This is a genomic window from Rothia nasimurium, assembly GCF_014217215.1.
GTDB lineage: Bacteria > Actinomycetota > Actinomycetes > Actinomycetales > Micrococcaceae > Rothia > Rothia avistercoris.
Map to the genome: position 1 here is coordinate 121,427 of NZ_CP056080.1, position 25,732 is coordinate 147,158.

General features: G+C 63.6%; 21 protein-coding genes. 13 read left to right on the top strand and 8 right to left on the bottom strand.

Annotated elements, in window-relative coordinates; translation table 11 throughout:
- The first annotated feature begins 8 nt into the window (after positions 1–8).
- Entirely contained in the window at positions 9–1,463 is a 1,455-nt protein-coding gene (locus tag HWU94_RS00605) for an MATE family efflux transporter (protein WP_185173855.1), read from the top strand.
- Here the strand turns inward: HWU94_RS00605 and HWU94_RS00610 are convergent.
- The 5 genes from HWU94_RS00610 to HWU94_RS00630 all read right to left on the bottom strand — a co-directional run bounded on the left by HWU94_RS00610 (position 1,460) and on the right by HWU94_RS00630 (position 9,079).
- Positions 1,460–3,304: a hypothetical protein gene (locus HWU94_RS00610; protein ID WP_185173856.1), complete on the bottom strand. Its 1,845-nt coding sequence runs from the start codon at positions 3,302–3,304 to the stop codon at positions 1,460–1,462. The genes HWU94_RS00605 and HWU94_RS00610 overlap by 4 nt on opposite strands.
- A gap of 26 nt (positions 3,305–3,330) precedes the next feature.
- Positions 3,331–5,163 (bottom strand): HSP90 family protein, encoded by a 1,833-nt coding sequence (locus HWU94_RS00615; RefSeq protein ID WP_185173857.1) that lies wholly within the window; start codon positions 5,161–5,163, stop codon positions 3,331–3,333.
- Positions 5,164–5,165: 2 nt separating this feature from the next.
- On the bottom strand, positions 5,166–5,633 hold the full coding sequence (locus tag HWU94_RS00620; protein WP_185173858.1) for a YbjN domain-containing protein: 468 nt from the start codon (positions 5,631–5,633) through the stop codon (positions 5,166–5,168).
- Positions 5,634–5,829: 196 nt separating this feature from the next.
- Positions 5,830–8,418, bottom strand: coding sequence for a YhgE/Pip domain-containing protein (locus HWU94_RS00625; protein ID WP_185173859.1), 2,589 nt, complete (start codon positions 8,416–8,418; stop codon positions 5,830–5,832).
- A 52-nt stretch (positions 8,419–8,470) separates the two neighbouring features.
- Complete coding sequence (locus HWU94_RS00630) at positions 8,471–9,079, bottom strand: TetR/AcrR family transcriptional regulator (RefSeq protein WP_185173860.1); 609 nt, start codon at positions 9,077–9,079, stop codon at positions 8,471–8,473.
- A 477-nt stretch (positions 9,080–9,556) separates the two neighbouring features.
- On the opposite strand from HWU94_RS00630, the gene HWU94_RS00635 reads away from it, so the two are divergent.
- Positions 9,557–10,681 (top strand): phospholipase D-like domain-containing protein, encoded by a 1,125-nt coding sequence (locus HWU94_RS00635; protein ID WP_409348802.1) that lies wholly within the window; start codon positions 9,557–9,559, stop codon positions 10,679–10,681.
- A 108-nt stretch (positions 10,682–10,789) separates the two neighbouring features.
- Entirely contained in the window at positions 10,790–11,803 is a 1,014-nt protein-coding gene (locus HWU94_RS00640) for a YgcG family protein (protein ID WP_185173862.1), read from the top strand.
- Here the strand turns inward: HWU94_RS00640 and pdxT are convergent.
- Both pdxT and pdxS read right to left on the bottom strand, forming a co-directional pair.
- A complete protein-coding gene (gene pdxT, locus HWU94_RS00645) occupies positions 11,800–12,435 on the bottom strand; it encodes a pyridoxal 5'-phosphate synthase glutaminase subunit PdxT (protein ID WP_185173863.1) in 636 nt (211 codons plus the stop codon). The two genes, HWU94_RS00640 and pdxT, sit on opposite strands and share 4 nt — an antisense overlap.
- Positions 12,435–13,352: a pyridoxal 5'-phosphate synthase lyase subunit PdxS gene (gene pdxS / locus HWU94_RS00650; RefSeq protein WP_185173864.1), complete on the bottom strand. Its 918-nt coding sequence runs from the start codon at positions 13,350–13,352 to the stop codon at positions 12,435–12,437. Before pdxS ends, pdxT begins: the two co-directional genes overlap by 1 nt.
- A gap of 187 nt (positions 13,353–13,539) precedes the next feature.
- Between pdxS and HWU94_RS00655 the strand changes: the two genes are divergently transcribed.
- The 4 genes from HWU94_RS00655 (at position 13,540) to HWU94_RS00670 (ending at position 16,570) form a co-directional block, all read left to right on the top strand.
- Positions 13,540–13,794 (top strand): hypothetical protein, encoded by a 255-nt coding sequence (locus HWU94_RS00655; RefSeq protein ID WP_185173865.1) that lies wholly within the window; start codon positions 13,540–13,542, stop codon positions 13,792–13,794.
- A gap of 1 nt (position 13,795) precedes the next feature.
- Positions 13,796–15,397 carry a PLP-dependent aminotransferase family protein gene (locus HWU94_RS00660; protein ID WP_185173866.1) on the top strand — a complete coding sequence of 534 codons (1,602 nt, stop codon included), beginning with the start codon at positions 13,796–13,798 and terminating at the stop codon, positions 15,395–15,397.
- Positions 15,398–15,455: 58 nt separating this feature from the next.
- The gene (locus HWU94_RS00665; protein WP_185173867.1) at positions 15,456–16,106 is read left to right on the top strand and encodes a hypothetical protein; all 651 of its coding nucleotides are present in this window, start codon (positions 15,456–15,458) and stop codon (positions 16,104–16,106) included.
- Positions 16,107–16,174: 68 nt separating this feature from the next.
- Positions 16,175–16,570 (top strand): hypothetical protein, encoded by a 396-nt coding sequence (locus HWU94_RS00670; RefSeq protein WP_244955978.1) that lies wholly within the window; start codon positions 16,175–16,177, stop codon positions 16,568–16,570.
- Between the two features lie 129 nt (positions 16,571–16,699).
- On the opposite strand, the gene HWU94_RS00675 is transcribed toward HWU94_RS00670, so the two are convergent.
- Positions 16,700–18,595 (bottom strand): FAD-binding monooxygenase, encoded by a 1,896-nt coding sequence (locus tag HWU94_RS00675; RefSeq protein WP_185173869.1) that lies wholly within the window; start codon positions 18,593–18,595, stop codon positions 16,700–16,702.
- Positions 18,596–18,829: 234 nt separating this feature from the next.
- Between HWU94_RS00675 and HWU94_RS00680 the strand changes: the two genes are divergently transcribed.
- The 6 genes from HWU94_RS00680 to HWU94_RS00705 all read left to right on the top strand — a co-directional run bounded on the left by HWU94_RS00680 (position 18,830) and on the right by HWU94_RS00705 (position 25,577).
- Positions 18,830–20,350: a fumarylacetoacetate hydrolase family protein gene (locus tag HWU94_RS00680; protein WP_185173870.1), complete on the top strand. Its 1,521-nt coding sequence runs from the start codon at positions 18,830–18,832 to the stop codon at positions 20,348–20,350.
- Between the two features lie 22 nt (positions 20,351–20,372).
- The gene (locus tag HWU94_RS00685; protein ID WP_185174695.1) at positions 20,373–21,071 is read left to right on the top strand and encodes a GntR family transcriptional regulator; all 699 of its coding nucleotides are present in this window, start codon (positions 20,373–20,375) and stop codon (positions 21,069–21,071) included.
- A 46-nt stretch (positions 21,072–21,117) separates the two neighbouring features.
- Positions 21,118–22,635 (top strand): 5-carboxymethyl-2-hydroxymuconate semialdehyde dehydrogenase, encoded by a 1,518-nt coding sequence (gene hpaE / locus HWU94_RS00690; protein WP_244955979.1) that lies wholly within the window; start codon positions 21,118–21,120, stop codon positions 22,633–22,635.
- 77 nt (positions 22,636–22,712) lie between these two features.
- Positions 22,713–23,825 (top strand): 3,4-dihydroxyphenylacetate 2,3-dioxygenase, encoded by a 1,113-nt coding sequence (gene hpaD / locus HWU94_RS00695; protein WP_185173871.1) that lies wholly within the window; start codon positions 22,713–22,715, stop codon positions 23,823–23,825.
- Between the two features lie 157 nt (positions 23,826–23,982).
- Positions 23,983–24,768, top strand: a complete 786-nt coding sequence (hpaH, locus tag HWU94_RS00700; RefSeq protein WP_185173872.1) for a 2-oxo-hept-4-ene-1,7-dioate hydratase — start codon at positions 23,983–23,985, stop codon at positions 24,766–24,768.
- Entirely contained in the window at positions 24,753–25,577 is an 825-nt protein-coding gene (locus tag HWU94_RS00705; protein ID WP_185173873.1) for an HpcH/HpaI aldolase/citrate lyase family protein, read from the top strand. The genes hpaH and HWU94_RS00705 overlap by 16 nt, the downstream gene beginning before the upstream one ends.
- Positions 25,578–25,732 lie beyond the last annotated feature (155 nt).

A 25,732-nucleotide genomic window follows, 5' to 3' on the forward strand; every position in this document is an offset into this window, starting at 1 on the left:
GTGGTTTTATGCCCTCTACACCGTCTTCTTCACCCCGGCAGCATTCGCTCAACCGCCAGATTCTTGCGCTGGCGGTGCCCGCCTTTGGTGCCCTCATCGCTGAGCCCCTGCTGGTGCTGGCCGATTCTGCCATCGTGGGCCACCTGGGCAGCGCTCCATTAGCTGGCCTGACGCTGGGTTCAACCGTGGTGCAGACCCTGGTGGGCTTCATGGTTTTTCTGGCCTACTCCACCACCCCGGCGGTGGCCCGGGCCGTGGGGGCAGGCGATACTCCCAGCGCTTTTGCTGCCGCCCGCAACGGCCTGTGGGTGGCTGCTGGCCTGGGTCTTTTCTTTGCGGTGCTGCTGGCACTGACCGCCGACCCCCTGCTGCGTACACTGGGGGCGGGCGGGGACGTCCTGACCCACGCCACCGCCTACCTGCTGCCCTCCCTTGCGGGTCTGCCCGGCATGCTCCTGGTGCTGACGGCGACCGGTGCCCTGCGCGGTTTTCAGGACGCCAAAACTCCCCTCTACGTTGCTACCACCGGCGCTGCCCTCAACGTGCCGCTGAGCTGGGCCCTGGTCTACCCGGCAGGCTGGGGTGTGGCTGGCTCGGCGGTGGCGACGGCGGTGGTGCAGTGGGGCATGGCCCTGGGCCTGACCTACGCGGTGGTTGCGCGGACGCGGACGCCCGGCTCGGCTACCAGCTCTTCCGGCTTATCGGCGCGGACACCCGGCTGGCTACCCGACCGCGCCGGACTAGCCGCTGTCTTTAGGGTGGGAGCCTGGCTGATGGTGCGGGCGGCCTGCCTGCGGATTGCCCTGCTGGCTACGGTCTTTGTGGTGACCAGCCAGGGGGAGAAAAACCTGGCCGCCTACCAGCTGACCATGGCCTTCTTTAACCTGCTGGCTTTTGCCCTGGACGCCCTGGCCATTGCAGCCCAGGCCCTGCTGGGCAAGGAGATGGGCGCAGAGGATCTTTCAACCCGGCAGGGGCAGGACGCGGTGGTTCAGCTCAAAAACCGCCTGGTGCGGTGGAGCCTAGCCTTCGGTCTGGTCACGGCCCTGGTCTGCCCAGCGGTCGGGTTTGGCCTGGCCTGGGTGTTTACCCCCGACCCCGAGGTGCAGCACCTCTTTGCCCTGTCGCTGCTGGTGCTGGCGGTGGGCCAGCCCCTGGCCGCCTACGTTTTTATTCTGGACGGCGTGCTGATTGGCGCCCAGGACGTGCGCTACCTGGGCCTGGCGGGGCTCTTCACCCTGGTGGCCTACCTGCCGGTATTGGCCGGGCTGTATGTCTGGTTCGGTGCCGGTGCGGACGTTCCCGCCCCGCTTGCCGGGGGCACCTCCTGGGGCTGGGGTGGGCTGTTCGATGGCCCCACCCTGGCCTACCTGCTGCTGTGGTGCTCCTATGCCCTGTGGTATATGGGCGCCCGCGCCCTCACCCTGGGCCTGCGGGCCCGCAGCGGGGTGTGGCTGCGCTAGCCCGCCATTAGCTCAGCCAGCAGGGCCTCGACGCGGTGCTCCTGGCCGGTGGCGCGCAGCAGCTCAATGCAGGCGTCCAGGGCAGCAGCACGGGACTTCTTCAGCCTCAAAGGCTCAAAAAACTCCGCTGCCAACTCATAGCGGTCAATCGCCAGCTCACTCTGCCCGGCGGCAGTCGCAGCCTCAGCGGCAACCACCAGCAGGCGGGCTGCCCGCTCCAGATACTGGTTCTCGCGGTAGGTCTCAACCAGCTCATCCACAAGCTGCTGGCTCGCAGATCCACCGGTCGCCAGCGAAAGGCGGGCAGCGAGATCCTGAGCCTGCATCATAGTCAGAAGGGCGGGATGGGCCGCCTGCTGGGCCAGCTCCTGTAGCTCGTTGACCGGGGTACGAAGGGCTTCAAGCTCATCTACCCGCTCGACAACCGGTGCCCACACGCGCACTACCTCGGCCAGCAGGGCAGGGGCGGCACCACCGTCCGCCAGTAGGGGCCAGGCTGTCTCAAAGAACCCGAGGGCCTCAAGTGCCTGCGCCCCCGTAACAGGCCCACCGGCCAGCACCAAGAAAGCAGCCTCGGCGTAGGCCAGGCCCGCCTCAAGGGAAGCCCCCGCGGCCTCATGCTCGCGGGCCACCGCCAGGTAGGACTCCACCGGGGTAAAGGATAGGGGAGTAGCCCCGGTCGCGCCCGTGCCACCGGTCGGGGTACCTTCGGCGGCGTCCGCCTCGGTCAAACTAGCCGAACCAGCCCCGTCCGCCCCCGTAGGCAGCACAATGGGTACCAGGGCGGGCAGCTCGGTGGCAGCTTCTAAGGACTCCGAGAACCGGGTGTTACCCGCCCGGCGGTCAAAGGCCTGGGCCAGTGGCCGGGACTCATCCAGCGCCCAGTTGTAAAGCTCCCGCAGGGTCGCCCGCGATGTCTGACCGGCAGGTCGCAGGCCGGTAGGCATATCCCCGTGGTCCTCTAAAGCCCAGGCCAGGCCAGCGACGATATAGCGCAGGAAGTTGCGGTTATCGCCGGGGTCTCCTGCCAAGTCAAGGGCACGTTTGCCGTGGTCAGCGAGCAGGTCAAAGGCTGCCTGAAGATTCTGGCCGCGGGCCAGCACCTCAAACTCAACCCCCAGGTCGTCCGGATCATACTGGTCGCGGTTAGCCGCAGCCCGCAGCAGGTGCCGGCCGGCAGCTTCGCCGTCCTCCACATGTAGGTAGGCAAGGGCCAGCTGCCGGTGGGAGGCGGCAGGCTCCCGGTTACACAAATCTTCGGTGGGGGCACCCATACGGATAGCCGCCTCAAACTCCCCGTCGGTCACGTGGTCGCGCAGAATCCCGCCGTGCCTGCAGGAGCCGCAGTCCATCTCGTCCTCACCGTGCGCAAGCCACCGGGCGCGCCAGGTCTCGGCAGCCTCGTCCTCGCCGATATGCGCAGCCCACATGTACTCGGCCCGGTCGGGGGCCATCTCGCCCATGCCTGCTAGGCGGTAGCGGCGGCGCATCTCATCGAGCAGCTCGCGCGCCTGCGCCTTAGAGATCTGCGGGTAGGCGGTCATATCGCCAATAATCCACTTGAACTGCCAGAAGAGGGTGTGGGCGGTGAACTCGTCAAAGTGCTCGGGGTGGGCGTCGTAGAGACGCAGCAGCTTAGAGAACACCGCAAAGGACGCCGGGGTCGGCTGCCCAAAAACATAGGCCTCCACCAGGTTGAGGTAGGCCTCGGGCAGCATGGGTTTGGGGCCCTCCCGCTCAAGGGTGCGGGTGATGTACTCCATGGCGGCGGTGCGGGCGCTACCGTAGGGCAGGTCGCGGGTCGCGGCAATTTTCTGGGCGGCTTCGTGGGTTGACCACACAGTTTTCTCCCTTGTTGGTAGCTAGTTTAGGGCTGGCGCAGGGCCGCTTCGAGCAGCTGGGCCAGGCTGTCGCTGAGCAGGTTGGTTTCTGCCCCACGCAGGCCCTCACCGGCGAGCATGAGGGCTGAGAGGTAGAGGGTTGTCAGGCCCGGTTCAAAGGACGCGTGCTCCGGCTGGTGCAGCAGACGGCGGGTATTCTCGTTGGCGTCGTTGAGCACCAGGGTGCGGGTTGGCTCGGTTGCTGCCTCGGTAAAGGAGCCGAGCAGCCCACCCCAGGCGCCACCGGCGTCCTCGGCCTCCTGGGCCAGGTCGCGGGCGCGTTCGGCGTCCGCATCGCGCAGCAGCACCGCGGGCACCTCGGCGGGGTCAAAGGTGCGCAGCAGGACGCCGCAGTCCTGGGCGGCGAGCACGGCCCGAGCGCGCTCCAAGCCACGCAGCACCTCGAACTCGCGTTCCATCTCAACGGCTGCCAGGGTCTGGGTGACGTCCTTGCTGGTTAGCTCGGTGACCTTCCAGCGGGGGCGGTCAGCCAGTTTAGCCAGCAGGTCAGCGTCGTAGACGTAGCCGCCGTTGACCACCCACAGCCCCTGGGCCCGCGCCACCGGAGCCACCCGGCGGTAGGCCTCGGTGGTGGAGGTGTAGAGCACCTGCCCGGTCTCCTCAATGACCTGGGCGAGCGTAACGATACCGCCGGTGGTCTCAAAGGGCAGGGAGAACGCCACCACATCGAGCATGTCGTCGCTAGCCAGGGCCACTGCCCGCAGGGCCAAAGAATGGGTTTCGACAAAGCGGTTGCGCAGGGTACTGGGCTCAGAGAGGGTAGCGGTAATCCAGGTTTTGAGCTGTTCACCGATCGCCTCGCGGGTGAGCAGAAGAATCTCGTCCTCGCGCAGCTGCTCGCGGGAGGCCGTTGGGGTTAGGGACTCCGAGTTCACCACGGCCCGTATGAAGAAAGCCCAATCGGGCAGCAGGGTGTCTTCGCGGGTGTTCACCAGCATATTCTTCACGTAGACGCGGTGGCGGCCTGAGCCTGGTGACACCGCCTGTGGCAGCACATAGGCCACACCGGTTGTGCCGGTGGCGGGCACGTCGAGCTCAAGAGCAGCCAGGGGCGTGAAGCCCAGGGTCTTCTCGGAGTAGTTAGTCAGGGCCAGGGCTCGCTCGTGCTGGTTGGGCTGGTGCTCGCCCTCCCCCTTCGCCCAGGGCAGGGCAGGTAGGGAAATACGGCGCCAGATCCGCTGGCCGGCAGCTGTCACCCGAACTGCCACCTCAACCGGCAGCATATCGGCGTAGTTGCTGGCAAGCGTCACCACCGTCTCCTCGGCAACCCAGTGGGCGGCGTCCGCCCGCGCCTTCAGGCGAATCGTCGTGCCGACCTCGGGAACCTGCCCGGCGGCGTCCTCACCGCTGGCTAGCTGAAGCACCTCAAAGGTGCCGTCCGCATGACCCAGCCAGCGCACCGGGGCAGCCCCCGGCAGCACGCTCTGCGAGGTGACCTCAACCGTGTCAGCAATCAAAAAACAGGCCAGCAGGCCAATACCGAACTGGCCCAAAAACTCGGCGCGACCCTCGTTAAAGACCTCATCGCGCTTAGAGGTACGGCCAATCGTCGCCAGAAACTCCTCAGCCTGCTCGGCCGTCAGACCCACACCGGTGTCGGTAATGGTGATGCCGGTGCCGTCCTCCCAGGGCTCAAGGAGCACCCGGGCGGGGGCGTCGGCGTCCTGCTCCCGGCGGGCAGTAATAGCGTCAACCCCGTTCTGAATCGCCTCGCGCAGGTAGACCTGTGGGCCCGAATACAGGTTCTTCGACAGCAGCTCAACCAGGCCACCCAAATCAACTTTAAAGCGCTGTGACAAGGCTATTCCTCCCCGCCGAAGGTGGAGGCCACAGTCTCGAAGTACTCCAGCGAAGTCTGCAGGGCAGCGCGCAGGTGCTCATCAATCTGGGCGTCCGTCACCCCGCCTGCGTAGACCATGCTCAGCTCAACCGGCAGCACCACAAACCCCTGCCCCTCCTCTTCAACCCGGTAGGGGAAGACCTTGGGGAAGAGGTTCTGCTGGTTCCAGGCGTTGGTGAACTCGTTGAGGGCGGGTAGCGCCTCGAGGGGGAAGGTACCCCGGTAGCTGCCGCGCACGCTCAGCAGATCGCGGCTGGCGTTACTGGAGAGGGTGTAGTAGAAGTAGCCCCGTTCAAAATGGAACACAGCGGCCCCGTCATCGCCCAGCTCGTAGTCCACCTCAAGGCGGTCAAGAGCCTGCAACATACGCTCATCGGTGAGCGGCTTAAGCAGCTGCGCGGCAGACTGGACGGACTCAAAGTACCCCATGGTTCCTCTTTCAGCGGTGGAAGATAGTGCTGCGGTTCCTTCTATCCTATAGGTTCGGGCGAAGGTGGGGTTGGGGCGGAGGGCTAGCCCGTTATTTATAGGTAGCCCCTTTAACCTTCTACGCCCCTTCGCTCCTGCCTCCGGGGTGATACATCGGGGTAGAAACGAAAGGGCGTAGGTTAGGGGCCTTGATTCTTTAGGCGCTCGCCAGGACGGCCCGGCGGGCCTGGCGTTCGGCCTCTGCCTTATCTTCGCGGCGGTGGCGAATCCAGATGCTCAGGGCAGTGCCCGCAACAGCCAGGGCAATCCAGCCCAGCAGCCAGACAATACCCGTTGCAATACCGATGGAGCCACCGGCAATCAGGGAGCGGAAAGCCTCCAGCGCGTGAGTCAGCGGCAGCCAGGGGTGGATAGCCTGCAGGAAGGCAGGGGCTGTCTCAATCGGGTAGGTACCGCCCGACGCGCCAATCTGAACCACGGTCAGAATCAGAGCGATGAAACGGCCGGGGGCATCCAGTAGGGCGATGAGGGCCTGGTTGATGGCCAGGAAGGTGATAGAGGTCAGAATGGCGAAGCCGGTCAGGCCCCAGAAGTTCATCTCTTCAATGCCCACCCAGTAGTGAATCACGGTAGACATCACCGTGCCCTGAACAATACCCATGAAGAGTACCGGAACCAGGGCACCGCGCAGGGTTCGCAGGCCGGAGTGACCGCCGCGGGCGAACTTGCTGGAGATCGCCGGGTACATCATGAAGTAGGCGATAGCGCCGACCCACAGGCCCAGGGTCATGAAGTAGGGGGCCAGGCCGTGGCCGTAGGTGGACACCTCGTTCAGGCGGGTTTTCTCAATGGTGACGGGGTCGCTGGTGACCGCGCTGAGTTCACTGGCCTGGTCGGTGGTGTAGCTGGGAACCTGCCCCACGGCGTCCCCCAGGGAGGTCGCTAGCTGGGTGTTGCCGTCCTCTAGCTCGTTCAGGCCGCTGGCCAGGGAGGACGCCCCGTCCACAGCTGATCCTGCCCCCTCATCGAGGGTTGTGGCGCCGCTCGCGAGACTGGTGGCGCCCGATGAAAGGCTGCTGGTTCCTTCAGCGAGGGTCTGGGCGCCGTCGTTGAGGGTGGCGGACCCGCTAGCCAGGGAGCTGGTGCCCTCGGCCAGGGTGGACGCGCCCGATGAGAGAGTGCCGGTGCTGTCCGCTAGGGTGGACGCGCCGCTGGCCAGAGTGCTGGTGCCCGACGCGAGTGAGGCTGCCCCGTCATTGGCCTGGGAGATAGCGGTGACTAGGGAGCCCAGGCTGGTGGACAGGGTTCCTGCCTTGCTGTTGAGAGTCGCAGCCCCCTGGCTAAGGGTGTCTGCCCCGTTAGAGAGGGAGGTTGCGCCGCTTGCCAGCTGGCCTGCCCCGCTGTCGAGAGCGGACGCCCCCGCAGCCAGCTTGGTCAGGCCGCTTGAGTCGGTGCCCACCAGAGTATCTGCCCCGGTGGCGAGCTGCCCGGCGGCTGTGTCTACAGCCTCGGCGCCGCTGGCAAGGGTGGACGCTCCCGCGTTGAGCTGCTGCAGGGCAGCAAGTTTCTGCTCATCGGTGAGGTTGCCCCAGTTGTCGATGAGGGTCTGGGAGCTGGCCGAAAGACCCTGCGCGCCGCTGGCAAGGGTGCCGGTGGCGGTGTGCAGTTGCTCTGCGCCGTCGGCGAGATTCTGGGCGCCGGTGACGGCGGCGTCCGCACCATCCGAGAGGGTGGTGGCGCCGCTTGCGAGCTGCCCGGCGGCGTCCTCAAGGCTCTGTGCGCCGCTGGCAAGGTCAGAGGCGCCGGACGCCAGGGAGTCGGTGCCCTCGGTCAGAGCGGGGAGCTGCTCGGGTAGGGCAGATACGGCGGAGTCGATCTGGCTGAGACCGTCAGAGAGGGAGGCTGCGCCGCTGGCAGCACTATCAGCACCGGTCGCCAGCGAGGTGGCACCGCTGTTCAGTTCCGCGGCACCGGACGCCAGCGAGCTAGCGCCGTCGTTCACCTGAGTTGCACCGTCGGCTAGGGAGGCTGAGCCGGACGCCAGCGAGCCAGCGCCGTCGTTCACCTGAGTAGCACCGTCCGCTAGGGTGCTTGCCCCGGAACTTAACTCGCCGGTGCCCGACTTGAGGTCGGTCAGGCCCACCACGAGCTCGTCGGAGCCTTCCTTGGCGCTGGTGGAGCCGTCGGCGAGCTGGCTAGCGCCGTCCGCCGCCTGCCCCAGGGAGTCGTGGATATCGGTGAAGCCCGCGTAGATGTTGTTGAGGTACTCGGTGGATACCTTGCTGGCCAGGGTGTCGGTGACCGCTGTGCCCAGGGAGCTGGCGATATTGCCCGAGATGATGTTGGAGCCGTCATTGGTGGTGATGGTCAGCTTGGCGGTCTGGGCTGCCGCCGCATCGTTTTCAGACACTGACGCTACATTCGCAGAGAAGTCAGGTGGAATCGTCAAAACAGCCTGGATGTCACCGTTTTCGAGCTTGGTCTGCGCTTCGTCGGCGCTCATGGTCGACCAGTCAAAATTCTGTTTGCTGTCGTTGCTCAGAAGCTCGTCGGTGAGGTCTTGACCCAGGTTAAGGGTGCTACCTGTGGCTGTGGTTGCCGGGGCATCCTCATTCACAATCGCTGCCGGAACGGCGTCAATCGTGCCCGTAGGGTCGTAGTTTGCCCAGGTCAAAATACCCGAGTAGATAGAGGGAATGATAATAACGGCCAGCAGCACCAGGTACTTCATGGGGCTGAAGCGATGCGGGTGCAGCTTGGGGCGTTGAGCGCGTGTTGAGGGCACGGGGTTTCACCTGCTTTCAGGTCGTAGGGTCAGTAAAAATCAAGGGGGCGGGCTAGGAGATAGCTGCCCGCATCATCTGGGCCAGGCGCTCGCCGGTGGCTTCTGCGGTGTGTTCGCCGGTGAAGTCGGTGGCCAGCCAGCGGACGGCCAGCCAGGCAACTCCGGCAGCAACGAACTGGGTGTAGTCGCTGGTGAGGTCGGGGTTCTTGGTGATGAAACGTTCGGCAACGGCTGGTCGGCTGAGAAAACGGTGGCTGAGGAAGTCGATGAGTTCGGCGACCAGGGATGAGTTGCCCGAGATAGCCAGCACGTTGCGGTAGAAATCCGCGTCGACCTGCAGCTGCTTGAGCAGGTTGGTGCTGACCTCGCTGGTAAAGACAGCGACGGACGCGGTGGGATCGGCGGGCAGTAGCTCGTCGAAGGCGGCGCTGATTTTGGTGAGGGCCGCGGCGTGAATGAGCTCGTGCATGTCGGTGAAGTGCTGGTAGAAGGTGGGGCGGCTGACCCCTGCGGTCTTGACCAGGGTTGTGATGCTGAGATTGCTGGGGTCGCTGGTGCCCAGGGCCTCGGTGGCGGCATCGATGAGGGCTGCGCGGGAGCGGGCCGGACGCGGGTCGGCGGCTCGGGCGTCCTCTGCGGCGGGTGCCAGGGTGGGGGTCATAGCGGGTATCCTCTACCAACAATTTTTTCTTACAGATGTAAAGTTTACACTTGTAAAAAATATCGGCAAGCGGTGGGTATGTGAGATAAGAAATAGCTGTCTAGGTAGATTAGAAGCATGAGCACACTGCCCCGCCCCCTCGCCTTTGCCGCCCTGGCCTGCGGTGCTGCCGCAGCCGCGTCCGCCCTCTATCACCGCTACAAACCTCTGCCAGCCGGCCTGGGCGTTACCGGGCCCTGGCGAAGCGGACAGGTAGAGCTGTTAGCAGACCTCACCTATACGGCCGACGGTGAAAGCCGCTCTGACCAGCAGATTTTCACCGCTGTTGAGGGGGTCATTGAGCGGGCTACAAGCTTCTTGGTGCTCGATATGTTCCTCTTCAACAGCGACTATGACCGCTTCAGCGGGCGCACCTACCCGGCCCTCTCCCAGCGCCTCACCGAGGCCCTTCTTGCCAAGCGGGCCGCCGCCCCCGATATGCCCATCGTGCTCATCACCGACCCCATCAACACCTTCTACGGCAGCTACTCCCTGCCTCATCTAGAGCGACTGCGGGCCGCCGGGGTGCAGGTGGTTGAAACCCGGCTAGAGGCCCTGCGCGACTCCAACTCCGCCTACTCCGGCTTCTACCGGGCAGTCCTGACGCACCTGTCGGAGCTCCCCGCCGTGCTGCCCAATGCTCTAGCACCGGGTGGGCCGCGCGTCTCTGCCAATGCCTACGCCAGGCTCTTTAACTTCAAGGCCAACCACCGCAAGGTGGCCCTGTCTGAGGCCGAGGCTGTGGTGGCGTCCGCCAACCCGCACGACGCCTCTGCGCCTAACTCCAACCTGGGTCTGCGGGTCACTGGTGCTGTGGTGGATGACCTGCTGGCTAGCGAGCTGGCGGTTCTAGACTTTTCTACTCCCGACCTCGCCCGTTCCCTGCGGGGGCTAAGCTTTGCTGGGGGTGTTGAGTTCCCGGGGCAGGCGTCTGAGGTGCAGCTGGTGACCGAGGGCGGTATTCGCACTGCGGTGCTGGAGCTGCTGGCGGGTGCCGGCGCGGGGGACAGGGTCTGCCTGGGTATGTTCTATCTATCGGAACGCGCTGTCATTGCCGGGATCACAGCTGCCGCGGCCCGTGGCGCTTCGGTGCAGGTGGTGCTCGACCTCAACATTGACGCCTTCGGCCGCACAAAAACCGGCCTGCCCGCCCTGCCCGTTGCGCGAGAGCTGGTACGCGCCGGGGTTCAGGTGCGCTGGTACGCCACAGGGGGCGAGCAGTTCCACCCCAAGTATCTGGCGGTTCACCGAGGGGTGGACGCTCCCGCCCCGGCAGATTCTGGCGGCTTTGAGCTCCTGAGCGGGTCGGGTAATTTCACCCGCCGAAATATTTGTAATTACAACCTAGAAACCAGTCTGCGGGTGCGCGCTGCGGGTGACTCCGCCCTGGCCCAGGAGTTCTCTGCCTACTGGTCCCTGATCTGGAATAACGAACCGGTAGGCGGCGCCCAAACCATCTTCACCCTGCCCTACGCAGCTAAGGCGGGTGGGGGCGTCCTAAAATCGACCCTGCAAACCCTGGCCTACCGCGCCCAGGAGGCGACGGGGCTGAGTACCTTCTAGGGATTAGAGAATCATTCTGCCGGGGGAGTTCTTTTATCAGCAGGCTTGCTAAGCTGGTGGTAAGAGCGGGTAAAGAAGTCTGCTACCCATGCCAGAAAGGACGTAGCTGTGAACCCTCAGACCGACATCGCAAACCCCCAGATCCGGAACAAGAAGCCGACCCGCAGGCTCGCTGCCCTGCCCGCGCTAGCGGCGGCGGGCGTCCTTGCCCTTGCGCCCCTGACCATGACGGCGGCCGAAGCAGCAGACCTACCTGCTGCGCCGGCATCCGGCAACATTCGCGACGACGCCAACCTGCTCACCGATGCCGAAGAGAACACCCTCAATGACATCATCGACCAGAAAAACCGGGGCACCGACCGCGCCCGCTTCGCCATCTACACCACCGACCAAAGTCCCGGCGACCTGCCCGACTACGCCACTGACCTGGGCAACGCCTGGGGCGTCGGCGACCAGGGTAAAGATAACGGTGCTGTGCTGGTCATCGATATGGAGGGCCGTGAAACCTTCATCGCGGTCGCAGACGGCGCCGGGAACTACATCAGCGATTCCGAGGCAGAAACCATTGCCAACGACGTCCTAGGCCCCTACCTCACCGACGGCAACTACGCCGTCGGTCTAGAGACCACCATTGACGAAATCTATGCCGCCGCAGAAACCGAGAGTGCAGATAGCAACCTGATCCTGTGGGGCATCCTGGGAACCCTGGGTACTGTTGCAGCAATTATCGTCGGGTGGGTTTTCCGCGACTACCGCAAGGTTAAGCGGGCTGCCGAGGATGAGATGCGCCGGGCTAAAGAAGAAAACCCCGGCCTGAGCATACCCGACGATATGCGCCGTGACTACATCAAATACCGCTATGCCAACCGCACCGCCCCGGTAGACCCCGACCAGCGCGAGGCCGAGCTCGCCGAGCAGGAAGCGGAGAACAAGGAGACCTACACCCGCTACGCCCCCACCTTTAGCACCTGGCTACCCCTCTACGCGACCATGCCCCACCTCTACTCGGGCAGCAATCACGTACCGGAAAATTCGGGGGTATCAGGGGGTAGCTTCTCGGGCGGGTCGTCCTTCGGGGGCGGCGGAGGCTTTAGCGGTGGCGGTGGAGGCGGACGCTTCTAGGACGCCTCCACCCGGCTAGCCAGGCCCAGCAGGGCCCTGTGCACGGTGGTGTCACCGGTGAGTTCCGGGTGGAAGGAGATACCCAGCATGTGGCCCTGTTGCACCCCGACCACCTGCCCGGCGTGACGGGCCAGAACGGTGACGTCCTCACCCACCCGGGTGACAATGGGCGCGCGAATGAAGGCGGCCTTCACCGGTATCTGCCCGCCTGCGCCGGTAAGCTGACCTGAGCCGTCCGCCCCGGTAGCGCCCCAGGTCAGCTCGGTTTCTGCCGAGTCAACCTGGGAGCCAAAGGCGTTGCGGCGCACGGTCACATCGAGCAGGCCCAGGGTTTGCTGGCCTGCCGCCGGGTCCTCAATCTCCCGAGCCAGAAGAATCAGCCCGGCGCAGGTGCCCAGGGTGGGTAGGCCACCCACGATAGCGTCAATCAGGGGCTGGCGCAGACCAAAAATCCTGGTCAGCCGGTCAATAGTCGTCGATTCCCCGCCGGGAAGAACCAGGGCATCCAGCCCCTCCAACTGCTCGGGGCGCTTGACCAAAACCACCTGCGCCCCCAGCCTCTCCAGCAGGGAAGCGTGCTCGGCGACCCCGCCCTGCAGGGCAAGGACGCCAACAACAGGGGGGAATTTCACTACCAGCCACGCTCCGCCAGGCGGTGGGGGGCGGGCAGATCTGCCACGTTGATACCGACCATGGCCTCGCCCAGGCCGCGGGAAGCGTCCGCAACCGCTGCAGGGTCGTTGTAGAAGGCGGTTGCCTTGACGATGGCCTTGGCACGGGCCTCGGGGTTGCCAGACTTGAAAATGCCGGAGCCAACGAAGACGCCGTCCGCACCCAGCTGCATCATCATGGCAGCGTCAGCCGGGGTTGCCACGCCGCCAGCGGTGAAGAGCACGACGGGCAGCTTGCCGGTTTCGGCCACCTCGCGTACCAGCTCGTAAGGGGCAGCGAGCTCCTTGGCCTTGACGTAGAGCAGGTCGGGGGCGGTAGCGTGCAGGGCTTGCAGCTCGGCAATCTGGGTCTTGATGGTGCGGATGTGCTTGGTGGCTTCAGAGACGTCACCGGTGCCGGCCTCGCCCTTGGAGCGAATCATGGCAGCGCCCTCGGTGATACGGCGCAGGGCCTCACCCAGGTTGGTGGCACCGCAGACAAAGGGCACCTTAAAGGCGTGCTTGTCGATGTGATTGACGTAGTCAGCGGGGGAGAGAACCTCGGATTCGTCGATGTAGTCAACCTTGAGGTGTTCCAGAATTTGGGCTTCTACGAAGTGGCCGATGCGGGCCTTGGCCATGACGGGAATAGAGACAGCGTCGATGATTCCCTCGATCATGTCAGGGTCGCTCATGCGGGCAACACCACCCTGGGCGCGGATGTCGGCGGGGACGCGTTCGAGGGCCATGACGGCTACGGCGCCGGCGTCCTCTGCGATTTTTGCCTGTTCGGGGGTGACGACGTCCATGATGACGCCGCCCTTGAGCATGTCGGCTAGGCCGCGCTTGACGAGGGGGGAGCCGGTAACGGTGGTTTCTGCGGTGTTGTGTTCAGTCATGGTTTCAACTGTGCCCGCCGATATGGTCTAAGAATAGGGCCAGTTTCTTGCAAAGTTTTTAGACCACAGGTAGCGAGGCGGACGCCCGTCGGCACGTTTTGGGGCAAACTTCCCCCAAGAATTCACACCCCGGCTCTCCCCAAGAGTTTCCCGCCCCAAACAAATACACACGAAAGAGACCCAAACCATGCTTTCTGTATCCCGCCGCAACTTCCTGTCACTGACCGCTTCAGGCTGGGGCAAGCTCATCTTCGAAGATGACTTCAACAACGGCGCAATTGACGGCGCCAGCGGCCCGGTGCCCCTTTTCGTCATGTTTGGGATAGATGCCCGCCGCGTGTGCTTCGCGGTGGGCATTTTTCGTGGTGGACATATTTCATGGGGTGCGGACGCCGGTGGGCTAATATCGGGGGAGCGCGGCTTTGATGTCAGGGGAGGGTAGCGTGGCGGAGTATTCACGGTTTGATCAGTTGCCGGTGAGCGTATCGCGGTCAGCGCCGGGTTCTTTGCCGTCGCAGGTGGCTGAGCAGATTCGCACCCTGGTGTTGGGTGGTTTTCTGGTGGCGGGTGACCCGCTGCCTTCCACTCGTGTGCTGGCTGAGCGGCTGAATGTTTCACGTGGAACGGTTGTTTTTGCGTATGAACAGCTGGTGGGTGAAGGGTATTTAACCAGCGGACGCGGGGGCACCCGCGTAGCTGACCACCTCACCCTGGGTGCCGCGGGGGTTTCTCAGTCGGCGGCGCCGGTTTGGGGTGTGGGCTCCGCGCAACTGCTACCTGGGGGCAAGGAGGGAGGGCAGGCGTCCGCCCCTCTGCAAGGCCCGCAGGGCATATCTCCTGACTGTGATGGCTCCTCGATGATTGATCTTCGCCCGGGTAGCCCCGATACATCTTTGGTGGCAAGCTCTACCTGGCGGGCCGCCTGGCGGCAGGCGGCTGCCACTCCCGGTGCGGCCTACCCGCCTGCGGGTTCCTATGAGCTGAGGGTGCAGCTAGCGGAGCACCTGCGGCTGATGAGGTCAGTGCTGCGCACCCCGGATGACCTACTGGTAACTGCCGGTGCCCGCGACGGCTTCCGCCTGATTCTTACCGCCCTGAGGCGTAGGGTGCGCAACCGTCCGCTTCGAATCGCGGTCGAGAACCCCGGCTACCCCTCCCTGCATCGCATCCCCCTCGCCTTCGGGCACGAAATCCTACCGATTGAGGTTGATGAGCAGGGCCTTAACCCCGCCCACCTGCCCACGGGGCCTCACCGGCCCGACCTCGTCCTTATAGCTCCTAGCCACCAGTACCCGCTGGGGGCTTCTATGCCGCTGGCGCGCCGCCTGGAGCTACTGGCCTGGGCACGCACCCACGACGCCCTGCTGATTGAAGACGACTACGATTCTGAGCTGCGCTATGTGGGCGACCCCCTACCGGCTCTAGCTTCTCTTGACCGCCCCCCTCTGCCCGGCGGGGCCGAAGCTCACCCAGCCCGTTGGGCCTCCGACCGGGTGGTGACACTGGGGTCGTTCGCCAAAATGCTGGCTCCCGGCTTGAACCTGGGGTACGTGGTGGTGCCCCGGCACTTGCAGGTTGACCTATTAGAACTGCGTGCTGATCTCGGTAACCCGGTGTCGTCGGTCGTGCAGGACGCCATGGCGGCCTTCCTCGCTGCGGGCGGGGTGCGCCGCCATACGGCGCGCATGCGCCGGGTTTACCGTGGACGCCGGGAGCAAGTACTCACCGCCCTGCAGGGTTTGGGCGGTGCCCGGGTTCTGCCTATGGATGGCGGCCTGCACACGGTGCTTCACCTGCCCGGCATTGATTCTGCCCGGGGGAGGGGCATCGAGGGTGAACTGGTTGAGGCCGCCCGCCGAGAAGGCGTGCTTGTGGCCCCGCTGGGGGATTACTGGTCAGCACGGGCTGAGGCGGGCGAGGCCCTATACGGCCTGGTGCTTGGTTTTGGGGCCGTCAGTGACCGCAAGCTGGCTCTCGGCCTGGAAAGTTTACGGCAGGTGTTGGAAGGCTACTCTGCTGGTCTAGGTGCCCATTCTGACCACTAGGGCGTAACAGGCTGCCGGTAGATCGGCGGCTTTCAGCTTGGCTGGTTAGACTGGTGGGGTGACTTTTGATTCTCAGCACTCCGATTCCCAGCGCACCGACTCCGAGCTTTCTGACCCCCGCCACGCGCCCGGCGGGCAGCGACCCGACCCCAAGCGTCCTGTGGACCCCGTTCTGGCAGCCGCCCTTACCGGCCCCACCCTGGTGCACGCCCTGGTTTTCCTGGCCTTCGGCCTCACCACGGTTTTCTGGCAGCAACCGACCCTGGGTGTCATTACCGTCATGCTGGGTCTTTACATGCTGGGCTATGCGGGGGCGTCCTACCTGACGGCCCAAACCCTGCGCCGTGCGGGGGACGCCAGTACTGCCCAGGCCTTTACCTCCATCGCCCTGGTGCAGGCGGCCGGTGGTGTGCTGGCTTTTGTTGCCCCCCGCGGGGAGTTCTGGCTAACCCTGATTGCCGCCTGCGTGCTGGGCTTGACCGGCGTGCTCAAACTGCTCGCCGGTATGCGTACTAAGGCGAGTAACCCGGCGGCCCGCGACTGGCAGCTTGAGGGTGCTATCGTGACGCTTTCGGCGGCAGCCCTGCCTGTGGTCTCTGAGATTGGCGATAAGGCCATTATGGGAACCGCCGGTGGCGGCGCCCTAGTGGCAGGTATTTTCTTGGTGATTGGTGCGCTGTCTTTGCGTGCGGACGCCCGTCACGGCTAGGGGCTGTCGGGCAAAAGTGGTGCTCACCCCGTAGACTGGTGGAGAGTTTGTTTTCAGGAGGAATGGTCTTGGCTCAGAAGAGTGAATCACCCAATCGTGGGTTTAAGGCGCAGGTGCGCGGTCCGCTGATTATTGCGGCGGTCTTGGCCCTGGTGGCTTTCTTGGGCATCGTGGTTTTTGCAACTGGCGGTACAAATAACACCCCGAATGTGGTGTTGGCTTTGACCGTTGCTGGTGCTGTTTTTGTGGTCACCCTGGTCATGTGTGCAACCCTGATTCTGGTGGAGCGCCCCAATGACCCCGAGCTAGGTGAGGGTACCGGTATCAACCGGTCGTCCGCCAAGCTGTACGCTGAGGCCCGCGCCCGCCGAGAGGCCGAGACCAAGCGCCGTGAGGCTGAAGAAAAGGAACGCCTGGCCAAGCGTATTGACGAGGCCAACGCTGCCCAGGACGGCCAGCAGTAAGTCTGATTCCGTAAGGCAGAAGGGCCGGGGCAGGTACCAGTGAAGGTGCCTACCCCGGCCCTTTTATGGTTAAGGCTCTAAGGTGCCGGGCGCCCTAGGCTTTGGGGTTACCCTATCCCTCGAGGTGCCCTAAATCTCGGGGTCGATGAAGACCCTATCGAAGTAGGCCGCTAAGGCGGTGTGGTCGGTCAGGGGCAAGACAGCACCTACGTACTGGTCGGGTCGTACCACTACCACTACGCCGTCGCGGGAGAGCTTGCGTTCTTCGAAGATATCTTCATCAGGTAGGGCACAGTAGATGTTCTCCCAGTACTCAATCTGATAAGTGCCCACCAGGGGGCGGAAGGCCGCGGGGGCATCGGTGGTCTCGAACTCGGTGTAGTTCTGCTGGTAGACCACCACCGGCTCAATCAGGGCGTCGAAGTCAGCTCCCTCAATTCGGTAGCGGACAAACGGGGAAGCGGGGTCGCTGATAAGGAAGTCACTGAGCTCTTTGACCTTTGACTCGGCGGACGCCGGGTGTGCAGCATCGGCGAAGACGTAGAGCCGGTAGCGACCGTCAGCTACTGCTTCGTGGCCCAGATGGCGGGGGTAGGCGTTCTCACGGCGGTTCACGCGGGCTGAACGGAACCGCTTGCCCACGGGGAACCCCTCAGCCAGGTGCTGGTGCTCGGTACCGCCGGTGATGAGGGAAGGCTTGTATTCGGTCATGAACCCGGCTGGGAACTCTGCGGTTTTCACGTAGAACTCTTCAAGGTATTCGGGGCTGGGTAGGTCCTCGGGTCTGGTGGCCATGAGGGTGGACCACTCTTTATCGAAGTCAATCAGGTTCTGGGCGATTTCCTGACGTTCGCCGGAGTAGGTGTCGAGCAGGGCTTCGGGGGCGCGTCCTGAGAGTACGTGGCCGAGCTTCCAGGCGATGTTGAAGCCGTCCTGCATGGAGACGTTCATGCCCTGGCCTGCCTTGGCTGAGTGGGTATGACAGGCGTCGCCGGTGATGAAGACGCGGGGGGTGCGGGTGCCGCGGTCGCAGGTATCGACATCGTCGAAGTGGTCGGTGAGGCGGTGGCCGACTTCGTAGACCGAGTGCCAGGCCACGTTCTTCACATCGATGGAGTAGGGGTGGTAGATGGCGTTGGCGCGGTCGATGATTTCTTCAATGGGGGTGGAGCGTACGGCATGGTTGTCGTCGAGGGGGACTTCGCCCAGGTCAACGTAAACACGGGCTAGGTGGCCGCCTTCGCGGGGGATATGCAGGATAGAACCCTTGGTAGAGGTGATGGCACACTTCATGCGCCAGTCGGGGAAGTCTGTATTGACCACGACGTCCATAACGCCCCAGGCGTGGTTAGCAGTGTCCCCTGAGAGGGTGCGACCAATGGACTTGCGGACGCCGGAGCGGGCCCCGTCGCAGCCGATGATGTACTTGGCGCGGACGGTACGTTCTTTGCCGCAGTGTTCGCCGGTCGTATGGCGGACGGTGACTTTCACGGGGTAGTCGTGGTCTTCTTCAATGGTGAGCCCGAGGAACTCAATGCCGTAATCGGGGGTGATTTTTCCGGGGGAGTTGCGGGCGAAATCGGCGAAGTAGTCGAGAATGCGGGCCTGGTTGATGATGAGGTGGGGGAATTCGCTGATGTTGTGGGGGTCGTCGGGGGTACGGGTGGTGCGGACGATGTTGTCGGGGTTGGCCGGATCTGGCTTCCAGAAGCTGGTTTCGGTGATGTGGTAGGCCTCGCGGATTACTTCTTCGGCGAAGCGGAAGGCCTGGAAGGTTTCGACGCTACGGGCCTGGATGCCGTCAGCTTGGCCGAGTTCGAGGCGGCCTGTCCGGCGTTCGATGATGCGGGTGTTGATCTGGGGGAACTGGGAGAGCTGGGCAGCGGCAATCATGCCGGCGGGCCCTGAGCCGACGATGAGGACGTCCATGGTCTCTGGTAGTTCATCTGCGCGGTTGATGCCGCAGCCTGCTGCGTCTTCAAGGCGGGGGTCGCGGGAAATGTAGCCGTTGTGGTGGAAATGCATGGTGCTCCTTAGGGAGTGGGTGCGGCGCTGCACCCCAGCAAACATGTGATGGGTAACACTTGCTCTGAATCATATACGATGCGCAGCAGGGGCGGCAAGGGTTGTCTGAAACTTATCGCGGGGTAACTGCAGGGCTTTTTCAAAAACTCCTTGCTGTGATATGAGTTACTTGATAGTGTGTGAAAATGATATACGATTTCAGACAAGGTTGATAGAGCTCAACGAGGAGACTCCATGACTGCTACCTCCGCCAACCAAGATTCCCTTCCCGTCACGCCCGGCAAGATTATCGCCGTGCACGTTGCCTATGAATCGCGCGCAGCCCAGCGCGGGCGGCGTCCGGCTCAGCCCTCCTACTTCTTCAAGCCCACCAGCTCCCTGGCTGGCTCCAGCGCCCCCGTTGAACGCCCGGAGGGTACCGAACTCCTTGCCTTTGAGGGAGAAATTGCCCTGGTCATCGGCGCCCCTGCCCGCCACGTTCCCCTTGAAGAAGCCTGGAATCACGTCGCCTACGTGACTGCCTCCAACGACCTGGGCATATATGACTATCGCCCCGCTGACAAGGGCTCCAACGTGCGGTCCAAAGGTCGTGATGGCTATACCCCCCTTGGCCCCGGCCTCATCGACGCCCGCACGGTATCAGAAGACCAGCTACGCATCCGCACCTGGGTTAACGGCGAACTCGTACAGCAGGATGACACCGCCGCAGCCAACATGATTTTCCCCCTCTCCCGGTTCGTCGCCGACCTCTCCCAGCACATGACACTCGAAACCGGCGACGTCATCCTAACCGGTACCCCCGCAGGCTCCTCCGTCATCGTCCCCGGTGACGTAGTCGAAGTGGAAGTAGACGCCCCCACCGCCCCCGGAGCCCCCACCTCGGGCCGTCTCGTTACCCCCGTTATCGCAGGTCGAGGTGACTTCAACGAGTCCATCGGCACTCTACCCGCCGTTGACGAAAAGCAGACCGAAGAAGCCTGGGGATCCCGCGAAGCTGCCGGGCTCCCCCCGCTGGAAGAACAAGAAACCTCACAGGCTACGTCCGCTCTGACCCCCGAACTTCGCCGCCTCCTGCAGGCCGTACCCACTGCCGGTCTATCGGCCCAGCTCCGCGCTCGCGGTCTCAACAACGTTGTCATTGAGGGCGTCTACCCCCAGACCCCCGGCACCAAAATTGTTGGCACCGCCAAAACCCTGCGCTTTGTGCCCAACCGCGAAGACCTCTTCAAGGCCCACGGCGGTGGCTACAACGCCCAAAAACGCTGCTTTGACGAGGTGACGGAAGGAGAAATTATCGTCATTGAGGCCCGCGGGGAGTCCGGCTCCGGCACCCTGGGCGATATCCTGGCTCTGAGGGCGAAAGGACGCGGGGCCGCCGGCGTCATCACCGACGGTGGGGTGCGCGACTACGCGGCTGTCAAAGAAATCGGCCTGCCCGTCTTTACTCAGGGACCTCACCCGGCCGTCCTGGGCCGCAAGCACGTCCCCTGGGAGGTCGATGTAGCGGTGGCCTGCGGCAACGCCACCGTGCTCCCCGGCGATATTATCGTCGGCGATGACGACGGAGCCATCGTCATCCCGCCCGCTATCGCAGCCGAAGTCGCCCAGGCCGCTTTCGATAAAGAACACGAGGACGCCTGGGTCGCCGAACAGGTCGCAGCCGGTCACCCTGTGGACGGGCTCTTCCCACCCACCGGCGCCTGGAAAGAAAAGTACAAAGACTGGCTGGCCCAGAACCCACTCGCTCAGCCCTAACCCGCTAGGAACCACCGTGAATATCGATCTCTACCCCGGGACGTCAATACCGGTGACCCTCAACTATGAGAAGGGTCTATCTAAAGCCGAGACTGCCTACACCTGGGTGCGCGAAAAAATCGTGAACGGCGATTTTGCCGCCGGCCACCGCCTGGTACTGGCCTCTATCGGCCGGGAACTCGATATGTCGGTGGTCCCTGTGCGAGAAGCGATCCGCCAGCTTGAAGCAGAAGGCCTCGTCACCTTCGAACGGAACGTGGGGGCCAGGGTCGCAATGGTCGACAGCTCCGCCTACGTAGAGAGCATGCAAACTCTCGGTATTCTAGAAGGGGCAGCTACCGCTCTAGCCCTGCCCCACCTGACCGCTGAAGACATCGCCGCGGCTCGTGACTACAACCGGCAGCTTGCCACCCTCCTTGAAGACTTTGACCCCAAAGCCTTCACCGACCTCAATCACCGGTTCCACCAGGTTCTTGCCTACCGCTGCCCCAACCAGCACCTCGTAGACCTGGTCGGGAGTGAATGGAACCGCCTCGGCAACCTGCGCGAATCAACCTTCTCTTTCGTGCCCGGCCGCGCCGCCGAATCAGTGGCAGAGCACGACCGAATCATTGACCTCATCGACCGCGGCCAGCCAGCCCACGAGGTCGAACAAGCTGTACGAGACCACCGCCAGGCGACCCTCACCAGCTACCTCAGCACTATCCCCGAACCGGTATAACCCGCCCACCGGCGTCCGCCCCTCACACCACACAAAGGAGTTACCTGTGAGCACTACTGAAACCACTATCGCACCCGCCAAACCTACCGGGCTGCCCGAGCGCATCCAGCACTACATCAATGGCCAGTTCGTTGACTCCATCGACGGCGAAACCTTCGATGTGCTCGACCCCGTGACCAACCAGCCCTACATCCAGGCTGCCTCGGGCAAGAAAGAAGACATCGAAGCCGCTGTAGCCGCTGCCCGTACCGCCTTCACCGAGGGGCCCTGGCCCCGTATGCTCCCGCGCGAACGCGCCCGCGTACTCATGAAAATCGCCGATATCGTCGAATCCCGCGAGGACGCCCTCGCCCAGATGGAATCCTTCGACTCCGGCCTACCCATCACCCAGGCCAAGGGCCAGGCCCGACGCGCCGCCGAAAACTTCCGCTTCTTTGCCGACCTCATCGTCGCCCAGACCGACGACGCCTTCAAGGTCCCGGGTCGCCAGGTCAACTACGTCAACCGCAAGCCCATCGGCGTCGCCGGCCTTATCACCCCCTGGAACACCCCCTTCATGCTGGAATCCTGGAAGCTAGCCCCCGCTCTGGCAACCGGCAACACCGTCGTCCTCAAGCCCGCCGAATTCACCCCCCTCTCGGCCTCCCTCTGGGCCGGAATCTTCGAAGAAGCAGGCCTACCTGCAGGCGTCTTCAACCTGGTCAACGGCTTCGGTGAAACCGCAGGCGACGCCTTGGTCAAGCACCCCGACGTCCCCCTCATCTCCTTCACTGGCGAATCTAAGACCGGCCAAATCATCTTCGCCAACGCTGCCCCCTACCTCAAGGGCCTCTCCATGGAACTCGGCGGCAAGTCCCCGGCCGTTGTCTTCGAAGACGCCGACCTCGAAACCGCCATCAACGCCACCATCTTCGGTGTCTTCTCCCTCAATGGCGAACGCTGCACCGCAGGCTCCCGCATCCTGGTCCAGCGCAGCATCTACGACGAATTCGTTGAACGCTACGCCGACCAGGCTAAGCGCGTCAAAGTCGGTCTGCCCTCAGACCCCGCCACCGAAGTCGGCGCCCTGGTGCACCCCGAGCACTACGAAAAGGTCATGTCCTACGTAGAAATCGGTAAGACCGAAGCCCGCCTCGTCGCAGGTGGCGAACGCCCCGCCGATTTCCCCGAAGGCAACTTCGTCCTCCCCACCGTCTTTGCCGATGTCGCCCCTGACGCCCGAATCTTCCAGGAAGAAATCTTCGGGCCCGTCGTCGCTATCACCCCCTTCGATACCGACGAAGAAGCCCTGGAACTGGCTAACAACACCAAGTACGGCCTGGCCGCCTACATCTGGACCTCCAACCTGCAACGCGCCCACAACTTCTCCCAGGCCGTTGAAGCAGGCATGGTCTGGCTCAACTCCAACAACGTCCGCGACCTCCGAACCCCCTTCGGTGGCGTCAAAGCCTCCGGCCTCGGCCACGAAGGCGGCTACCGTTCCATCGACTTCTACACCGACCAGCAAGCCGTCCACATCAACCTCGGTGAAGTCCACAACCCCGTCTTCGGCAAGGCCGACTAAAACCCCACCATACACCCGCGGCCGCCGGGCAGGCACCGTAGCCTACCGGCGATCGCCCCACCCAAGAAAGCAAAACCATGTCACCTACCTTTGTTGACTACCCCGTCATCGTGCCCGATGAGAACGCACCCGACATCGTCCGCTGCGCCTCCATGGAACTGGTCGTCACCGACCTCGAACGCTCCCGCAACTTCTACGTCGACGTACTCGGCCTCGTCGTCACCGAAGAAGATGAGAACACCATCTACCTGCGCTCCCTCGAAGAGTTCATCCACCACAACCTCATCCTCCGCAAAGGTGAAACCCCCGCCGTAGCAGCCTTCTCCTACCGCGTACGCACCCCAGAAGACCTCGACAAAGCCGAAAAATTCTACACCGCCCGCGGCTGCGACGTCCGCCGCAACAAAAACGGCTTCGTCAAAGGCCTAGGCGACTCCGTACGCGTCCTCGACCCCCTCGGCTTCCCCTACGAATTCTTCTACGACGTCGAACACGTCGAACGCCTCGCCTGGCGCTACGAACTCCACACCCCCGGCGCACTCGTCCGCCTAGACCACTTCAACCAGGTCACCCCCGACGTACCCACCGCCGTCAAATACATGGAAGACCTAGGCTTCCGCGTCACCGAAGACATCCAGGACGAAGCCGGAACCTCCTACGCCGCCTGGATGCGCCGCAAACCCACCGTCCACGACACCGCCATGACCGGCGGCGACGGCCCCCGCATGCACCACGTCGCCTTCGCCACCCACGAAAAGCACAACATCATCGCCATCTGCGACAAACTCGGTGCCCTCCGCCTCTCCGACCGCATCGAACGCGGACCCGGCCGCCACGGCGTCTCCAACGCCTACTACCTCTACCTCCGCGACCCCGACGGCCACCGCGTCGAAATCTACACCCAGGATTACTACACCGGCGACCCTGACAACCCCCGCGTCACCTGGGACGTCCACGACAACCAGCGCCGCGACTGGTGGGGCACCCCCGTCGTACCCACCTGGTACACCGACGCCTCCCGCGTCCTCGACCTTGACGGCAACCTCGTACCCCTCGTAGAACGCACCGACGACTCCGAAATGGAACAGACCATCGGTGCAGACGGCTTCTCCTACACCCGCGCCGACGAAGGCGAAGAATCCATGCCAGACTGGAAGAAAGGCGAATACAAACTGGGCCACCAGCTCTAAAGACTGAAAATACAATAAGTTCGGTGCTTTGGGATATGCTCTAGCCGACTGACCCTCTTGGGACTCGCGTGGGGCGCTCGCCCCAATTCACGCCAGACCCAGCCAGTCGGCGGTGAGCATATCCCTCAAGCACCTCCCGCAGTATTGAAAGCTAGCTATGCTTACTGAAGAACAACTCACCCGCATCGCCGATGACCTGGCTGAGGCCGAAAAGAACCGCACCATGATTCCGCGCCTCACCGCCACCTACCCCGACATGACCGTAGAAGACTCCTACGCGGTACAAAAGCTCTGGCGCGCTCGCGGTGAAGCCACCGGGCGCAGGCTGGTAGGCCGAAAAATTGGGCTGACCTCCAAGGTCATGCAGGAGGCCACCGGCATCACCGAACCGGACTACGGCGCTATCTTCGCCGACCAGGTCTACGAGAACGGGGCCGTCATTGAGCACGCCCAGTATTCAAACGTGCGGATCGAGGTGGAGCTGGCCTTCGTCCTCAAAGAAGACCTCGCCGGCCCCAACATCACCATCTTTGACGTTCTGCGCGCCACCGAATACGTGGTCCCTGCCCTGGAAATCTTGAGCTCTCGCATCGAGATGGAAGGCCGCACCATTGTAGATACCATCAGCGATAACGCCGCCCTGGGGGCTATGGTCTACGGGGGTAACCCGGTGGACCCGGCCACTGTCGATTTGCGCTGGGTGTCGGCCCTGCTCTACCGCAACGAGCAGATTGAAGACACCGGTGTAGCTGCCGCCGTGCTCAACCACCCGGCCAACGGAGTCGCCTGGCTAGCCAATAAGCTAGCCGCCCACGGGGACAGCTTGAGAGCTGGCGAGATAATCCTGGCCGGCTCCTTCACCAAACCCATGTGGGTGCACCCCGGCGATACCGTCCACGCCGACTACGGGGATTTGGGGGCAATCACATGTCGCTTCGTCTAAACCCACCCTTTGCGAGCACCCTGCGGGACCTGGGCCGCCCAGCGGTAGGCATGTGGGTCTGCTCCGGGTCGCCGGTGGCCGCCGAAATTTGCGCCGGTTCGGGCATGGACTGGCTCCTGGTGGACGCCGAACACGGGGTCGTGAGCCTAGAGACCGTCCAACAGCTTCTACAGGTGGCGGCGGCCTACCCGGTACAAAGCGTAGTACGCCTGCCCTCCCTGGACGTGGTTGCTATCAAGCAGTTCCTGGACGCCGGTGCCCAAAACCTACTGATCCCTATGGTCGATGACGCCCGAGCCGCCGAACTGGCTGTGGCCGCCACCCGCTACCCACCTGCCGGCGTACGCGGGGTGGGTTCTGCCCTGTCCCGCTCGGCCCGCTGGGGCGGGGTAGCTGGCTACCTGACCGAGGCTGAGAAGTACATTTCGCTTTTTGTGCAGATTGAGTCTGCCACCGCTGTTGAGAACGCGGCAGAGATTTGTGCGGTGGAGGGCCTGGCCGGTGTCTTTGTGGGGCCTTCTGATTTAGCGGCCTCTATGGGGTTGCTGGGCCAGCAGAATCACCCGGACGTGGTGGCTGCGGTTAAGCGGGTGATCGGGGTGGCTCATGCGGCTGGCCTGCCGGTGGGTGTGAATGCCTTTGACCCGGCGCAGGCAGAGGACTACCTGGCTGCTGGGGCTGACTTTATTCTGGTAGCCGCCGATGTGCAGTTACTTGCCCTGGAATCTAAGAGGCTAGCGGCCCGCTTCATTGGCGGTTATTCCGCTGGCTCTCACCCTTCCGGGGGTAGCACGGACGTGGGCTACTAGCCCCACCCTCATCGAGATGCGCGGTTTCCTTCCAGATGCGTGAGGAACCCGCGCACTTGGAAGGAAACCACGCACGTCCCGGCGCAAGGTGCGCTGGGTATTTCAGGTATACCCGAAATTAGCCGTCAAAACAGTTGCTATTTCGGGTATAGTCG